Raw genomic sequence first — 16,543 nt, 5'->3', positions numbered from 1 at the left:
TGATAGTTTATACAATATGTAAAACATTGTGTTTATAATTGATAAATTATTAAAATTTTTATATATAATCTTGTCAAGTACTTTTGAAACAAGTTTAATTACTTGACAATAAAAACTATTAAACTATAATTTAAAAGTAATATTAAAGGCATTAGGAGCTTATAAAAATGAAGAAATTTTTTATTTTATTATTGGTATTATTATCATCTTCTCTTATTCTATATACACAGAAAAAAAGTAATTCTATAGGAGTAGCACTTTACAGGTATGATGATAATTACATGAAATATTTAAAACAATATATAGAAAAAAATATTAAATCTTCCTTACTTATGGTTGACTCTTACAATAGTCAGTCTACTCAAAATGCCCAAATAGAAATGCTTTTAAAAAAGAATGTTAATTTACTTGCAGTAAATTTAGTAGATAAAAGTCAGGCACAAAAAGTAATAGATAAAGTAAGCATAAAAAATACCCCTATAATATTTTTTAACAGAGAACCAAATCCAGAAGTTATGAATACATATGATAAAGTTTGGTATATTGGAGGAACTAGCGAAGAGGCTGGAACGGCTCAAGGCAGAGTTATAGCAGAAAGTTGGAAAAATAGGCTTAATTGGGATAAAAACCAAGACGGAAAAATACAAGCTGTTATAATAAAAGGCGATCTTAATGACTCTGATACAATAAAAAGAACAGAATACATGAAAAAATATATATCATCAAACAATATAAAAATGGATATATTAGCTGAAGTTTCTGCTATGGGCAAAAAAGATAATGCTGCAATGGTAATGGAAAATCTAATTGCCAAATACGGTGAAAAGATAGAGTACATTATATGCAATAATGATTATATGGCATTAGGAGCATTAGAAACATTAAGAAAATTAGGTCTTAATAAAAGCAGGAGAATGCTTAACTATGTACCAATAATAGGAATAGACGGCATACCAGAATGTTTAGAAGAAATAAAAAATTACGGTATATTTGCTACAGTACTTCAAAATCCTGCAATTCAGGCTGAAGTATTATCTTCTATATCAAGCAATATAATAAACGGCAAATCGCCTTTAGACGGAACGCATTTTAATTTTTATAATAATAAGTATGTTCTAATACCATATATACCAGTAACATTATCCAATATAGACAGGGCTATAAAAATATACGAATAAATAGTTATAATGCAGCTGTAAAATTATTTATAAATATAAAACATAAAATGAGTTTCTTTACTTTAAGGCATACAGTATTACAAAACAAATTTATTTTTATGAGAATATAGAATGCAAATATTATTTGAAAATAGCAAATTTAGTTTTAAAACAGGTATATAATTTAAGTTTATCAATAGTAATAGTAATAAATTATAATTTTTACATATTTTTATTTGACTTATAACTTTTTTTTTCATAAACTAAAATAATAACTACATAAAAAAATAGGAGCTTTTTATGAATAAAGCAATTTTTTATTTTTTGATTATATCATTATTTTTATCAATCAGCTGCTCAAATAATACAAAAACTGCCAATGATGAAATAGAAGTAGGAATTACAATATATAGATATGATGACAGCTTTATTTCATTTATGAGAAGAAATATTGAAACTATGCTTAACGGAAAAGCCAAATTTATAATGAACGACTCAGAAAATGATCAGGTAAAACAAAATGATCAGGTAGATGCTGCTATTCAAAGAAATGTAAATGCTTTGGCTATTAATTTGGTAGATCCTGCATCAGCAAGTTTTATGATTAATAAAATTAAACCTACAGGAATACCTGTAATATTTTTTAATAAAGAACCAAGTAAAGAAGATATGATGTTATATGATAAGGCATGGTATGTAGGTACTTTAAGCGAAGAATCTGGAAATATGCAGGGAGAGATAGTTGTAAAAGCATGGAAAGAAAATCCTGCTTGGGATAAAAACGGAGACGGAAAAATACAATATGTTCTATTAAAAGGAGAAGCAGGACACCCAGATGCTGAAGCTAGAACAGAAAGAATAAAAGCTGTGTTAGCTGATAATGGCATAGAAATAGAACAGTTAGATGAAGAAACAGCTAATTGGGATATACTTCAGGCTCAAACAGCAGCAGATTCTTGGATAGAAAAGTATGGTAATAATATAGAGTTTATATTCTCAAATAATGATGCTATGGCTTTGGGAGCATTAAAATCTATTCAAAAAGAAGGATATAATATAGGCGATAATAATAAATTTATACCTATAGTTGGAGTAGATGCTATTCCTGAAATCATAGAAGAAATAAAAAAAGGTACAGTAGTTGGTACGGTTTTACAAAGCCCTAAAGATCAGGCTCAGGCAATAGCAGATATGCTTCTTAATGCCGCTAAAGGAGAAGATGTACTAGCAGGAACTGAATATAAATTAGACGATGTAAAAGCTGTAAGAGTACCATACAGAGCTATTACATTAGAAAATATCAATGAGGCAGCAGAAGCATATAAATAACAATTATCAAATTTACATAATTGTGTTTTAAATGTTTAAAAAATAGCAAAATAAAATTGTAGGAGCATATATGGGTAAAAAAATTCTATTATTGCTAATAATTTTAACAAGTTTTATTATAGCTTCCTGTTCTAGTAATAACAGTAATAATAATTTTATAGGAATTACTATATATAGAACAGATGATCCGTTTGCCAATAGTTTAAAAAGTAATATAGAACAATTTATCTCTGGAAGAGCTAAATATATAGTAAATGACTCCCAAAACAATCAAACCACACAAAACAGTCAGGTAGATAGTTATATTTCAAAGGGAGCTAAAGTTCTGGTGATAAATTTGGTTGATACTCTGGCAGCTCAGGATATAGTTGATAAAGCTAAAAAAAGTGATACCCCTATAATATTATTTAATAAGGCACCAGACCCTTCAGTTATGAATAGTTATGATAAAGTATGGTATGTTGGTACTTTAAGCGAAGAAGCTGTTAATCTTCAGGGAAAAATTATAGTTGACAGTTGGAAATCAAATCCTTCTTGGGATAAAAATGGCGACGGTAAGATTCAATGTGTAATACTTGAAGGAGAACCAGGTCATGCTGATACAAAAATCAGAACAGAAAAACTTATTTCATTTATTGAAAATAGCGGTATAGAATTGGAAATATTAGATAAAAAAACAGCTATGTGGAACAGAAATAAAGCCAAAACTATTGTAGACTATTGGTTATCTAATCATGATAATGAAGATACTGATACCAAAATAGAATACATATTTTCAAATAATGATGAAATGGCATTAGGAGCTTTAGAATCTGTACAGGAATTCGGATATAACAAAGGCGAATCTAATAAATTTATACCTATAGTAGGAATAGATGCTATTAATGAAACTATTAAAGAAATTGAAAATGGAAATATAGTTGGTACAGTTCTAAATGATAGTGTTAATCAAGCTAGGGCTGTTTCTGATTTGGCACTTAATCTATTTAAAGGCGAAACATCAAATCCTATATTAGGTACAGTTTGGACATTAGATAATACAAAATCTGTAAGGATACATTATAAACCAATAACTATTGAAGTACAATAGTCTGACAATAAATAAAAGATAATAAATAAAAAAAGAGAAAATAAAGACAGCTGATAATAATGTTGGCTGTCTTTTTTTAAATTCTATTTATATTATAAACGTAATATTATTTTACAAAAACAATAAGAATTAATCATAAATCATAACAAATTCAGTATGCAGTATCAGCATATATTGTCAAAATGTAAAAAAATTGTTTTAACTTGATTTAAGAAAATAAATTTATATACTAATTACATAGAGAATATTAATTAATTTAAGGAGTTTTCTAAAATGAAAAAATCACTTATCGTTATAGGAGCATTTTTAATAATGTCTTCTATTTTTGTACTATCATGCGGCGGCAATTCTTCTTCATCTGCAGCAGCTTCTACAGACGGTCCAACTATCGGAGTAACAATCTACCGTTATGATGATAATTTTATGTCTTTCTACAGAAGAAATATTGAAAGCAGAATCGCTGGAAAAGCTAATTTAATAATCAATGACTCACAAAATAACCAAGCTCAGCAAAATGACCAAGTTGATGTTATGATTCAAAAAGATGCTAAAGCATTAGCTATTAACTTGGTTGACCCTCAGGCAGCTCAAACTATTATAGATAAAGCTAAAGCTAAAAATATACCAGTTATTTTCTTTAATAAACAGCCTAGTGAGCAGGCTATGGCTAGTTATGATAAAACTTGGTATGTAGGTACTACTCCAGAGGAATCAGGCGATATGCAGGGAAAAATAGTTGTAGATACTTGGAAAGCTAATCCTGCTTGGGATAGAAACGGCGATGGAATCATACAGTATGTATTATTAAAAGGTGAACCAGGCCACCCAGATGCTGAAGCTAGAACTAGTCATGTTACTTTATACATAACTAATAATGGTGTTCAAGTAGAAAGATTAGAACCAGAGCAAACTGCTATGTGGGATACAGCAAAAGCTAAAGATATAGTAGATGCTTGGATGCAAAAACATGGCGATAAAATTGAATACATCTTCTGCAACAATGATGCTATGGCTTTAGGTGCTTTACAATCAGTACAAGCTTTAGGATACAACAAAGAAGGAGACACTACTAAATATATACCTATAGTTGGAGTTGATGCTATTCCAGAAATGATTAATGAAATTAAAAAAGGAACTGTAGCAGGTTCAGTACTTAATGACCCAGTTGGTCAGTCTCAGGCTCTTGTAGACATTACTTTAAATGCTGCAGCTGGAAAAGATCCTTTAGATGGTACTACTTGGACTTTGGACGAAGTAAAAGCTGTTCGCGTTCCTTATGTTCCTATAACTAAAAATAATATAAATGTTGCTGAAGAAGCATATAAATAATAAATAGTTTTTACTATAGATTACAGGGATATTATTTTAATCTTAATATCCCTGTATTATTATTATAGTGGAAGTAAAATTTCAATTCTTAAAGGTTTTTAATATATGGATAATAAAAAGATTGTTCTTGAAATGAAAGGTATTTCAAAGTCTTTTCCTGGTGTTAAAGCATTAGATGATGTTAAGCTTACTGTAAGAGAAGGAGAGGTAGTGGCTCTTATGGGTGAAAACGGAGCTGGTAAATCTACTTTAATGAAATGTTTATTTGGTATATACCGCAAAGACAGCGGAGAAATATATTTAGACGGTAAAGAAGTTAATTTCACATCACCTAAACAGGCTTTAAATAATGGTGTGGCTATGGTTCACCAAGAGCTTAACCAAGTTAGACAAAGAAATATACAGGATAATATATGGCTTGGTAAATATCCGACTAAGATGGGAGTTATTATTGATGAGAAGAAGATGTATGATGATACTAAAGCGATTTTTGATGATTTAGAAATACCGCTAGATCCTAGAACAAAAGTATCTACATTATCTGTATCAGAAATGCAAATGGTTGAAATAGCAAAAGCTGTTTCTTACAACTCTAAAATATTGGTATTAGATGAACCTACTAGCTCCCTCACAGAAAAAGAAGTAGCAAAATTATTTAAAATCATAAAAAAACTTCAAAGCAGAGGTGTAGGTATGATTTATATATCTCACAAAATGGAAGAAATACTGCAGATATCTGATGAAGTTACTATAATGAGAGATGGTAAATATGTTGCTACTACACCAGCAAAAGAATTAACCACTGATATGATTATTAAACAGATGGTAGGAAGAGATTTAACCAACCGTTTCCCTGAAAAAACAAATACTCCTGCTGAAAATATTTTAGAAATAAAAGATTTTACAGCATTTTACCAGCCTTCTCTTAAAGATGTTAATTTCAATGTAAGAAAAGGAGAAGTATTTGGTATAGCAGGGCTTGTTGGTGCTAAAAGAACCGAAGTATTAGAAAGTATATTTGGTATGCGTACTTTATCTTCCGGACATGTTATAAAAATGGACCATGAAGTTAATAATTCTTCTACTAGAAAAGCTATAAAAAATGGTTTTGCTCTAGTTACAGAAGAGAGAAGACAAACTGGTATATTTAGTATGCTTTCTATTAATTTTAATTCTACTATAGCAAATATAGACCATTATAAAAATAAATTTGGTTTTTTAGATAATAAAAAAATGCATGAAGATACTAAATGGGTAATAGATAGTATGCAGGTAAAAACTCCTTCTGAGAAAACTGCTATACAATCTTTATCAGGAGGTAATCAGCAGAAAGTTATTTTAGGAAGATGGCTTTTAAGTAAACCTGATATTCTTATGCTTGACGAACCTACCAGAGGTATTGATGTCGGTGCTAAATATGATATATACAGACTTATTATAGATTTAGCAACTGTTGGAAAGGCTGTAATAGTAGTTAGTTCTGAAATGCCTGAATTGCTCGGCATAACAGACAGAATAATGGTTATGAGTAACGGCAGAGTGGCTGGTATTGTTGAAACTAAAAATACTAATCAGGAAGAAATTATGGCATTGTCTGCTAAATATTTATAATTTTAAAAAGGAAAAATCATGGACACAAATAAAATAAACATTAAAACTATTAAATCATTTGTATTAAACAATGCTATATTTGCAGCATTACTTATAATAATTATAGGTATTATCATTAAAGAACCTAGTTTCTTCAGGCTTAGTAACTTCATAAACATATTTGCTCAAGCCTCTACACGTATGATAATAGCTGTAGGAGTAGGAACACTTCTTGTAACTCAAGGTAATGACTTAGGAGCTGGAAGAGCTGTAGGACTTGCTGCTGTTGTAAGTGCTTCTCTATTACAATCACCTACTAATCCTACTAGAATGTACCCAGACCTTCCAATGCTTCCAGTTATACTTCCTATACTATTAGTTATGGTTATACTTATGGTATTTGGATTTTTAAATGGTTTTATCATTTCTAAACTTTATGTAACTCCGTTTATTGCTACTTTAGGTATGCAGCTTATACTTTACGGTGTAACTAGTACTTATTTTGACAGACCTCCATACGGTGCTCAGCCTATAGGAGGACTTGACCCTAGATTTACTAATCTTGCTCAAGGCGGTATAAAATTAGGAAGTCTCACTATATCATACCTAATCATATTTGCGGTCATTATAACGGCTATTATGTGGGTCATTTGGAATAAAACTAAATTGGGTAAAAACATATTTGCTGTAGGCGGAAACCCTGAAGCTGCTGCTGTAAGCGGTGTTAATATTCCTCTTACTCTTATGATAGTTTATACTATGGCTGGTGCTTTATATGGTATAGCTGGTTCTTTAGAGGTTGCCCGTGTTGGTTCTGCTACTAACAATTTGGGTAATGGTTATGAACTTGATGCTATTGCAGCATGCGTTGTTGGAGGAGTTTCTTTCTCTGGAGGTATTGGTTCTATTTTAGGTATAGTTTCTGGAGTTTTGATATTCCAAGTTATTAACTATGGTATGACATTCGTTGGTATTTCTCCATATTTGCAGTACATAATTAAAGGTGCTATCATTATCGCTGCTGTTGCTGTTGATACACAAAAATATTTGAAAAAAGTATGACGGATTTTATTATGGAATATGATAATAATAATGATCCTTTTAGAAGAGAATTTAATAAAAAAGAGACTAGAAAACGCACTTTAAAATCTTGGATATTCTTAGGGTTTATAGTGATGATATTTCTCGCAGCTGAGTTTATCAGATATATTATGAGTTTAATATATCATTAAAAATTAAAAAAAGGGGCTTAATATAAAAATTAAGTCCCTTTATTTTTATAATCATCATACATTCTATAGATTTCTATACAAATAAGTATATACTGGAACACTTTTATTTTGTCAATTACTGCACATTAGACTTGTTTCAAAACTAAATTAAGAAATATTTATACTATTTCGATTTTTAGTATTTTTATTTTTATAACTGGGGCTTTGCCCCAGATATTAAAAATAAAATATAATTTTATTTTTGACAAATTATATTTGTTTAGGTATATACTGAAAATTTTTAAGTTTGTCAACCGCGAGCTCTCCCTCATCTTCGTTCGGGACGCACAGTATTGTTTATTCTTATCAAATGTCAACGATACGTACGGCTGATTACCTATTATTATACCAAATAAAAGTAATTTACTATACATCTAAAACATATTTTATTTATTAATAAAAATATATTATATTATGAATAAATGGTAATTACATTCATAAATAACTAAAATTTGACAAACTGTATTTGTTTAGGTATATACTAATTTATATATATAAATATAATAAAAATAGTTTTGAAACAGGGTTAATTTTGATGAAGTTACTTTATCTCTTCATATATAAGAGGTTCATCTATAAATGTTGTATATATTATAAGTCTATACCCATCTATTTTAAATGAATATGCTGTCTGAAGTATAGATAAATAATCGCCTTCTATTCTTCTTTTTTCTGCTATATCAGTTTTTCTAGTGGTCTTTATCATATCTAATGATATTAAATCGCCGTCTATTTTGCAATTAGCATAATAATCATTTATAGCAGATTTACCATATACTCTTCCATTATCTATACTTATAGTAATGTCTAAATATGTGTACATGCTTACTAGCTTATAAACTTTTACCTTTTTAACTTCTTCAGGATTTTCCGCTATAGATACTGCATTATGCGAGCAGGAAATTAATAAAGGAATTATTAAAAGAATAAGAAAACGCATAAAATTTTTGATTACTAAAATAAAGTAAGTTCTCCCTCTTTACTTCCGCCGCCTGTAAGATCTTCAAATGTATCCATACCTCCTGCATTATTATCCATACCGCCATTAGCATTTCCTTTTATCATATCTTCAAATATAGGAGAACTGATTAATCTAGTATAAGCCTGATTTGAGTTTTTCTCAAACTGTATATTAGGATTTGATTTAATGGCATGAGTTAAAAGCAGTTTAGCAAAACCATTTCTTCTATAAGGATAATTCATATATATATATTTCAATACACCCTCTTTATTTATATAGTAATAACCGTTAATTCTTCCATCTATGGTCAAAAGTCCTATATTTGTATTATTAGTATGAATTATTTTATTGAAATAAGAATCAGTATAAACTTCCTCTTTATTATCTTTTATTTTTATATTATGTATAAAATTCTGAAGTTCATTTCTATATATACTGTTGTATTCGATAACAACCACTGAAGGATATTCTTCATGTTCTATAATTAAAGGCGGCATAATTAACTCCCAGCACTAAAATATATTATTTTTACTATCGGCAATAATTAAGAAATTAATAATTTTTTATTGACTATTTTTCTATTTATAATATAGTCTTTTATATAATATAATAAAAAATTAAAATAAATTCAATGTTTTTTACAAATAAAAACTTTTATCAAAAACAAAAAGAAATATTCATAGCTTTTCTAAAAAGAGCTGCAGACTTTGTACCAAGCGTATTAGTTGGAATATTCATACTTGTAATATCAACTAACTTATACGGCAGAGAAAACTCTACTATAGGTATAGTTTCCATTTTTATATGTGCCTTTATGAGAAATAGTTTTACGGTATGGTCTTTTCCTGCTGTAGCTTTCAGAGTGCTTCTTCTAGGACTTCTTGCCACTATAGCAGAGCAGAATATTATATTAGTTATATCACTTAATTTTATAGTACCTTTTTTAATAGTATTTTTGCTTTCAGATGACTTTGTACCTAGAAACTATTTTATATACGGCTTTGCTTATGTAATCTTTCAGGCATACAATATACCAATATCAAATATACACTTAAGAATGGAAGCTATATTAACTTCTCTTCTTATAGTATTTATATTTTTGGTTATTAATAAGTTTATTACAAGACATAAAGTTTCCAACAGCTTAGCCTACAGAAGTATTAAATTAATAAACAAAAAATTAATGCTATTATACAATAAAACCTGCTATTTAAATAGAAAAGATGAAATATTTTCTATAGTAAATGAATATACTTCTGCTATATATGTAGATTCATTAAAAAGACATGGCATTATGAATAACAGAAATATTAATCACTTTGAAATGGTTTTATTTCTTGAAGACATAAATCAGCTTATACAAAAAGAATATCAGGATATTGATAAACTTACTGATGATGACTGTGAATATTTTAAACATTTATATAATATACTTGAAAAAATAGCGAATTTATTAAGGCATGATATATCAAAACATGAGAAAGAATATAACGGTGTAATGAATTATATGCAGTATTTTAATGATAATTATTTCTTAAGTGATGAAAAGAGTAATTATGAATGGATATATGCTATAAAAAAATTAAAAGATATATTGTCGAATATGTTTCAAAACAATAAAGACGATTTGGAAATAGAAAAACTGCTTAATTTAAAATTTATAAGATTAAAAAAAGAATTTAATATTAATAAGTCCCATTTCAGATTTTCTTTAAAAATGGGTATAGTAATGTGCATATCTTTTACTATAAGATATTTTCTTCCAGATGAGATAGCAGTAAGGGGTTATTGGCTTCCTATATTATCATACATTATGATATATCCATTTTATGAAGAACAAAAGCTCAATCTTAAAATAAATATACTAGGAAATTTTATAGGAGTATTTATATTTGCTGCAGTTTTTAAATATGTACCATATGAAATGATTATTCCTTCTATTGGTATATGCTTTGTATTATCATTTGCCTCAATAAACGGATTTTTAAAAAAGATTTACGGAACAATATCAGCATTAATATCACCTTTTCCATACATGCCAAAATTAATATCCGCATCATCAAGAGCCGGATTTATAATAATAGCAGTGCTGATAGTATGGATATTCGATAATTTTATTATAAAAACTGAAAGTCATAAAGGAATGGTAGATAAAATAAGCGAACTTATAGAAATGGATACTATAATACTTAATCAGATTAAAAAAGCTATAAACAATGAAGAAACTTCTCAGTATTTATATGAATGTCTGCTAAAAGCATATATGATTAAAAACAATATTATTATGCACGAAAAAAATCAAACCAGATACAAAGGAACACCTATAACTGATTCTCTTATAGAAAGCAACAGAAAATTTATAGTAGAAGCCGAACAAATAATATTTTTAATAAAAAAATACAACAGACCTGAAGATAAACAGAATATGCTGATATTTACAGAATATATTGCAGGTATATTAGAAAACAGTGCTAAACTATTTAAAAATGAGATAATAGAGTTTAATAATAATGAACAAAAAAATAGAGAAATTATAAAAAATAATTCTTATATCTTCTACAGACTTGAAAACTGCTTTGACTCTATAAATGAAATTAATAATTCTATAAAAAACAATATTGATAATATATTTTAATTTTTATATAAACTGATACATCTCTGTAAAACTAAAAGTGCATGTTACAAATATATCTTTCATTGCTATATTAGGGTTATTTTGAATAGTCTCATAGATTATGTTGTATGAATTACTTATATGAACCAAATCATTAAATGTATCCTTATTAAAAATATTATTAGAAAATCCATCTATCAAAGCATCTTCTATATACTTATAGCTTGTAAATTGAGTTTTTAATATTTTGTAAGATTTTTTTCCTATATTAACCTGAGCAATATCATTAAAAACAACTTCTCTAAAAGCATTCTGAGCACATATCTCTGGTATAAAATTAATTATCTCCTCTCTTATATTTTTATCAGCTATAATATTAGTTATGCTGTCAATAAACTTCTCATAGTCTCCTTCAAACTTTTCAAACTCGAGAACATACTCTATAACAAAATATTCTATTTCTTCTCTGCTGTAAGGATATTTAACATATGTAGTATCAGACTGAAGTATGAAAAAAAACTGCTTTATAGAAAAAAACTCTCCGTCATTATCCCATTTAATAATCTCATTTTGCACGCAGTTTTCTAATACTTTATTATTAATATTATTAATGGAGCATTCTGTCATAATTTCTCCATCCGGCATTTTTGCTCCGTAAGTCTTTATAAAACTCACTCTATTATTAGAAAGTATAAAAGGTACTTCTTTTTTTATGGCATTCCATAAAAAACTAGAATATCCATTATCTTCATCAAAACCTACATATTCATGATAACAGTCTTCTTTATTTTCTATATTTCCAAGCCCTATCATAGGACTTTCGCATACTGTAAAAATCTTTTTATTGTCAAGTATATAAGTCTCTATTTCATGATGATGAATACCAGACAAAAAGTCGAGTATACCCTGCAAAGCACAATATACAAAATTATCTGAAGAAAGTACTATAGCCCTATATTCATCAAATGCTATACTAGAAGAAGATTCAAAAAATACATTATCAAAAAGAGGGGCTTTTACATAAAAATATATAGTGCATAATATACTGTTTTTCTTTTCTATCTGAACTATTTCAGGCTCAATAGTAATATCATAGCTTAATAATCTAATAGAATCTTTTTCTATTAAATTTTTCTCTGTTATAGTTTTATGAAGTCTGTTTAACAGCATATCTTTATAACTATTCATGCACCACCATTTTTAATATTTCATCTATGGATATTGGGCTGTAATTATGAATATCACATGAAGCATTGAATGCTCTCTTATGATATTTTTTATCATTATGCCAATGTCCATGTATTAGAATAGTATTATTATAATATCCTTCCCATTCTAATATTGGATAATGAAATAAAACAATATTTTTAATTTTTTTATTATATTCTTCTATATTTAATACATGATAATCTTTAATAAATAAAAATAATTTTTTATTAAACTTATCATTATCTATAAACTTATCATTATTTCCTTTTATCAAATATTTATTTCCATTGAGTATTTTTAAAATATTTGAAGTTTTCATATATCCTTTTTCATTTGAAAAATCACCTACAATGTATATATCATCTTTATCCGATACTTTTTTATTCCAATTATCTATCAAAATATTATGCATAGAATTATAATCATCAAAAACTTTTTTTCTTTCACTATGCATATAAAAAAAATGCGTATCTGAGGTAAAATATATCATGTATAATAATATCCGTAAATAAAAACATTATATTCATTAATATTTATTGTTTTCATTTCTTACATTTTTAATAAAAATATAGACATTTCATAGTTTTTATCATATAATAAATTATTATATTTTCAAGCAAAATATTATTTACTATAGACATTTTTATGTTTTTCCGATAATATATAGTAAGATTTTCAATTTTTACGGGGCGTGTAAATGGATGATTATATAAAAAGTCTGCTTAAGGATTTCTTTGAAGAAGCATTTGAAATGCTTGACAGACTGGAACAAAATATTCTTATTTTAGATAATGAAAGAAATAATGTTGATGCCATACAGGAAATATTCAGAGCAGTTCATACTTTAAAAGGAAGTGCTGGTGCTGTAGAACTTGTTGAAACACAAAAATACGCCCATAGATTTGAAGATTTATTAGATCTAATAAGAAATAATAAAATAGAAGTAGATGATGCTACTATAGATGTTCTTTTAAAAGGTATAGATGTATTAAAAGATCTAATCAATACAGCAAGTGAAGAAGGAGAATATTCAGGAGATATAGAAGCAGAGATAAAAAAGCTGGAAGATTTTAAAAATGCCAAATTAGGCGGTCAGTCTTCCTCTGCTGAAGCACCATCATCTAATACTTCTGAAAATAAAGAGCCTGCCGCACCCAAAGCAGAAAAAAAAGTCAATAAATATGAGCTTTTGCCTAATGACAGCGATTTGCTTGGTATAATAAGAGATAATGTTGAAGAAGGCGTAAAGACAAAGTTAGTACATGTGAGTTTTGACCCTGAAAGCCCTATGAGAACAGTAGGAGGAGTTCAGGTATTTGTTGCACTCAAAGATGTTGGAGAAATAATGGGAAGTATTCCTCCGCTTGAATCTTTGGAAGGCGATGAGTTTTATGAACATGTTACATATATACTTGCTACTATTAATGAAGATAAAACAATAATAGACGCTATTACATTGCCTGATGTTACTAAGGAAATATCTATTGAAGATATTATATTAGAAGAATATGAGAAATTTCTTCAGGAAAAAAAACAGAAAGAAGAAGCTCAAAAAGCCAAAGAGGCTGCTGCAAATGCGGCTAAAAAACCTGATGCTGCAAAAGGCGGAAAAGATCATAAAGTTGACAGACAAAGCTCTTTTTTAAGGGTGGAAAGCGACAGAATAGATGCTATGATGAATCAGGTTGGGGAGCTTGTAACAAATAAAAGTTCATATGTTCAGTATGATGATGATCTTACTTCATATCAAAAAATTATAGGAAATGGTATTAACGAAGTAAAAAGATACTACAGAGACAGCATTGTTCAGGTACTTAGAAAATTTGAAGAACACCTGCAGAAAAAAGAAGCTAAAGAAATTAGAAACACATACATAGACGGATTTAATAATAAATTAAGCGAACTCGTTAAAATGGAAGAAGAGTTTAAAAATACATTAGACAGATTTAGAAACTCTTATCAGCTTCTTACTAGGGTAACTAATGAACTTCAGGAAACAGTAATGAAAATAAGAATGCTTCCTATAGCTCAGACATTCAATAGATTTCCACGTCTTATAAGGGATTTATCAAGAGATTTGGGCAAAGAAGTAAAACTAGAAATGTACGGAGAAGAAACAGAATTGGACAAATCTGTTATTGAGGTACTAGTAGACCCATTAGTACACCTTGTAAGAAATGCTATGGACCATGGTATAGAATCTCCTGAAGACAGAGAAAAAGCTGGAAAGCCTAGAACTGGTACTGTTGTTTTAGGAGCTTCGCATGAGGGTAACTTAATCATCATAAAAATATCTGATGACGGAAAGGGAATGATACCGCAGAAAATATTTGAGAGTGCTGTAAAAAAAGGTTTGGTATCAGCTGATGCTAAACTTTCAGAAAGACAGATGCTTGAATATATATTTGCACCCGGATTTTCTACTGCTGCCAAAATTACAAATGTATCAGGCCGCGGTGTTGGTATGGACGTTGTTAAAAAAAGTCTTGAAAAAATTAATGGTACTATCGGTATAGAAACAGAATGGGGAAAGGGGTCTACATTCTTTTTAAGAATTCCTCTTACTGTAGCTATTATTCAGGCTCTTATTGTTGATGCTGAAAAAGAATATTATGCAGTTCCTATTAACAGTATATTAGAAACTATAAAAATTGATGTACAGGATATTCAAGAGCTTGAAGGTATAGAGGTTATTAAGGTAAGAGATGATGTAATAAATGTATTAAGCGTTAAAGAATTATTTAGGCTTCCTTCAAGATATAATAATATAAAATCATACTATGCTGTTATACTTTCCTCAGAAGGTAAAAAGGTAGCACTTCTTGTTAATAATCTTATAGGCGAACAGGATATAGTTATAAAAACATTGAAAGATAATATTACAAAAAGCGAAGGTTTGGCTGGTGCTACTGTATTGGGAGACGGTACTGTAAGTTTCATTTTAGATATTCAAACTATGGTAAGTCTAGGTACTAAAAGAATAATAGAAAGAGGCAAAGTTAATAACGGTTCAAAATCAAACAAAAATGATTTGAGAAGTTTTATAGAAAAATTGAAAAATAATGAAATACCAGAAGTAAATACTAATAAAGAATAGGCTTGTTTTATAATAAGTAAATTATATAATATTTGTTATTCTTAAAGTTTTATAATTAGATTTATACTAATTGTAATATAATGTAAGTTACAGATTTGTGTGAATACTGCTTTGAAATTTGTAAAAAATTAAATATCAGACTTGTTTGAAAAATGTTTTAATTATTTCATAATGTATCATATATTTTTATTATGACTAGTAATATCAAATTAATAAAGTTAATAAAATATCCAATGAAGTTTGTTATAGTCTCAAATAACTAAATTTACCAATACAAAAAGCTGATAAAATAATCATTCTTTCAATAAGTAAGAAATAGTATATACCTAAACAGATATAGTTTGTCAAAAATAAATTTTTAAATTTTAGATTTGTGGGGACTAACCCTGCGAAGCACACAGTCGTGCCCGCTCTGCGTGCCGTAGGCAGGCGAAAAGACTTCATTTTTAGCCAAAATTTTAGGTATTACCATACATTTAATACATATCTTTAAAATATAAAGTTCTAGTAATTGCATTTTTTGCAACTTTTTGCGGCGGGAAAAAGTTGAATAAAAAAATTGACAAACTTAAAAATTTTCAGTATATACATAAACAACTATAGTTTGCTAAATTTTAATTATTTATAAATGTAATTATAATTTATTTATAATATAACATATTTTATTAATCAATAAAATATGTTTTAGATGTATAGTAAATTACTTCTTTGGTATAATAATAGGTAATCAGCCGCACGTATCGTTGACATTTGATAAGAATAAACAATATCGTGCGGAAAGGTGCAGCGGCTCGCTGTTGACAAACTTAAGAATTTTCAGTATATACTGGAACGATTTCATTTTGTCAACTGATGTACATTATATAGAATTATCAACTTTTTTGCCGCACAAAAAA

13 protein-coding genes are annotated in these 16,543 nt (G+C 28.2%); 9 read left to right on the top strand and 4 right to left on the bottom strand.

Translation table 11 applies throughout. The features are described from left to right. Nucleotides 1-167: 167 nt before the first annotated feature. From Q1X91_RS09915 to Q1X91_RS09885, 7 genes are all read left to right on the top strand, one after another. Nucleotides 168-1,178, top strand: a complete 1,011-nt coding sequence (locus tag Q1X91_RS09915) for a galactose ABC transporter substrate-binding protein (RefSeq protein ID WP_300756602.1) — start codon at nt 168-170, stop codon at nt 1,176-1,178. 279 nt (nt 1,179-1,457) lie between these two features. Continuing rightward, nucleotides 1,458-2,486 (top strand): galactose ABC transporter substrate-binding protein, encoded by a 1,029-nt coding sequence (locus tag Q1X91_RS09910; RefSeq protein ID WP_300756599.1) that lies wholly within the window; start codon nt 1,458-1,460, stop codon nt 2,484-2,486. Between the two features lie 70 nt (nt 2,487-2,556). Next, complete coding sequence (locus Q1X91_RS09905; protein WP_300756596.1) at nt 2,557-3,576, top strand: galactose ABC transporter substrate-binding protein; 1,020 nt, start codon at nt 2,557-2,559, stop codon at nt 3,574-3,576. Between the two features lie 273 nt (nt 3,577-3,849). Continuing rightward, nucleotides 3,850-4,905 (top strand): galactose ABC transporter substrate-binding protein, encoded by a 1,056-nt coding sequence (locus Q1X91_RS09900; RefSeq protein WP_300756593.1) that lies wholly within the window; start codon nt 3,850-3,852, stop codon nt 4,903-4,905. A gap of 105 nt (nt 4,906-5,010) precedes the next feature. Beyond that, on the top strand, nt 5,011-6,516 hold the full coding sequence (mglA, locus tag Q1X91_RS09895) for a galactose/methyl galactoside ABC transporter ATP-binding protein MglA (RefSeq protein ID WP_300756591.1): 1,506 nt from the start codon (nt 5,011-5,013) through the stop codon (nt 6,514-6,516). 18 nt (nt 6,517-6,534) lie between these two features. Further along, the gene (gene mglC, locus Q1X91_RS09890; RefSeq protein WP_300756589.1) at nt 6,535-7,557 is read left to right on the top strand and encodes a galactose/methyl galactoside ABC transporter permease MglC; all 1,023 of its coding nucleotides are present in this window, start codon (nt 6,535-6,537) and stop codon (nt 7,555-7,557) included. Between the two features lie 11 nt (nt 7,558-7,568). Further along, on the top strand, nt 7,569-7,727 hold the full coding sequence (locus tag Q1X91_RS09885) for a hypothetical protein (protein ID WP_300756587.1): 159 nt from the start codon (nt 7,569-7,571) through the stop codon (nt 7,725-7,727). A gap of 580 nt (nt 7,728-8,307) precedes the next feature. Here Q1X91_RS09885 and Q1X91_RS09880 read toward each other — a convergent pair. Together Q1X91_RS09880 and Q1X91_RS09875 are read right to left on the bottom strand one after the other, a co-directional pair. Further along, entirely contained in the window at nt 8,308-8,706 is a 399-nt protein-coding gene (locus Q1X91_RS09880) for an META domain-containing protein (RefSeq protein WP_300756585.1), read from the bottom strand. A gap of 14 nt (nt 8,707-8,720) precedes the next feature. Beyond that, nucleotides 8,721-9,224 carry a hypothetical protein gene (locus Q1X91_RS09875; RefSeq protein ID WP_300756582.1) on the bottom strand — a complete coding sequence of 168 codons (504 nt, stop codon included), beginning with the start codon at nt 9,222-9,224 and terminating at the stop codon, nt 8,721-8,723. 134 nt (nt 9,225-9,358) lie between these two features. Here Q1X91_RS09875 and Q1X91_RS09870 point away from each other — a divergent pair, with 134 nt between their 5' ends. After that, complete coding sequence (locus Q1X91_RS09870) at nt 9,359-11,362, top strand: FUSC family protein (RefSeq protein WP_300756579.1); 2,004 nt, start codon at nt 9,359-9,361, stop codon at nt 11,360-11,362. A gap of 3 nt (nt 11,363-11,365) precedes the next feature. Here the strand turns inward: Q1X91_RS09870 and Q1X91_RS09865 are convergent, their stop codons facing one another. Together Q1X91_RS09865 and Q1X91_RS09860 are read right to left on the bottom strand one after the other, a co-directional pair. Further along, on the bottom strand, nt 11,366-12,529 hold the full coding sequence (locus Q1X91_RS09865; RefSeq protein WP_300756576.1) for a DUF6348 family protein: 1,164 nt from the start codon (nt 12,527-12,529) through the stop codon (nt 11,366-11,368). After that, the gene (locus tag Q1X91_RS09860) at nt 12,522-13,040 is read right to left on the bottom strand and encodes a phosphoesterase (protein ID WP_366945512.1); all 519 of its coding nucleotides are present in this window, start codon (nt 13,038-13,040) and stop codon (nt 12,522-12,524) included. Before Q1X91_RS09860 ends, Q1X91_RS09865 begins: the two co-directional genes overlap by 8 nt. Before the next feature lie 207 nt (nt 13,041-13,247). Here Q1X91_RS09860 and Q1X91_RS09855 point away from each other — a divergent pair, with 207 nt between their 5' ends. Beyond that, a complete protein-coding gene (locus tag Q1X91_RS09855; RefSeq protein ID WP_300756570.1) occupies nt 13,248-15,647 on the top strand; it encodes a chemotaxis protein CheA in 2,400 nt (799 codons plus the stop codon). The last annotated feature ends 896 nt before the right edge of the window (nt 15,648-16,543 follow it).

The organism is uncultured Brachyspira sp. (genome assembly GCF_949287625.1).
Classification (GTDB): domain Bacteria; phylum Spirochaetota; class Brachyspiria; order Brachyspirales; family Brachyspiraceae; genus Brachyspira.
This window is presented reverse-complemented; position numbering and strand designations above follow the sequence as displayed.

What these genes read in the sequence shown, in the direction of transcription:
- Q1X91_RS09915 (WP_300756602.1), top strand. Translation starts at nt 168, where the DNA reads ATGAAGAAATTTTTTATTTTATTATTGGTATTATTATCATCTTCTCTT.
- Q1X91_RS09910 (WP_300756599.1), top strand. Translation starts at nt 1,458, where the DNA reads ATGAATAAAGCAATTTTTTATTTTTTGATTATATCATTATTTTTATCA.
- Q1X91_RS09905 (WP_300756596.1), top strand. Translation starts at nt 2,557, where the DNA reads ATGGGTAAAAAAATTCTATTATTGCTAATAATTTTAACAAGTTTTATT.
- Q1X91_RS09900 (WP_300756593.1), top strand. Translation starts at nt 3,850, where the DNA reads ATGAAAAAATCACTTATCGTTATAGGAGCATTTTTAATAATGTCTTCT.
- mglA (WP_300756591.1), top strand. Translation starts at nt 5,011, where the DNA reads ATGGATAATAAAAAGATTGTTCTTGAAATGAAAGGTATTTCAAAGTCT.
- mglC (WP_300756589.1), top strand. Translation starts at nt 6,535, where the DNA reads ATGGACACAAATAAAATAAACATTAAAACTATTAAATCATTTGTATTA.
- Q1X91_RS09885 (WP_300756587.1), top strand. Translation starts at nt 7,569, where the DNA reads ATGGAATATGATAATAATAATGATCCTTTTAGAAGAGAATTTAATAAA.
- Q1X91_RS09880 (WP_300756585.1), bottom strand. Translation starts at nt 8,706, where the DNA reads ATGCGTTTTCTTATTCTTTTAATAATTCCTTTATTAATTTCCTGCTCG.
- Q1X91_RS09875 (WP_300756582.1), bottom strand. Translation starts at nt 9,224, where the DNA reads ATGCCGCCTTTAATTATAGAACATGAAGAATATCCTTCAGTGGTTGTT.
- Q1X91_RS09870 (WP_300756579.1), top strand. Translation starts at nt 9,359, where the DNA reads ATGTTTTTTACAAATAAAAACTTTTATCAAAAACAAAAAGAAATATTC.
- Q1X91_RS09865 (WP_300756576.1), bottom strand. Translation starts at nt 12,529, where the DNA reads ATGAATAGTTATAAAGATATGCTGTTAAACAGACTTCATAAAACTATA.
- Q1X91_RS09860 (WP_366945512.1), bottom strand. Translation starts at nt 13,040, where the DNA reads ATGATATATTTTACCTCAGATACGCATTTTTTTTATATGCATAGTGAA.
- Q1X91_RS09855 (WP_300756570.1), top strand. Translation starts at nt 13,248, where the DNA reads ATGGATGATTATATAAAAAGTCTGCTTAAGGATTTCTTTGAAGAAGCA.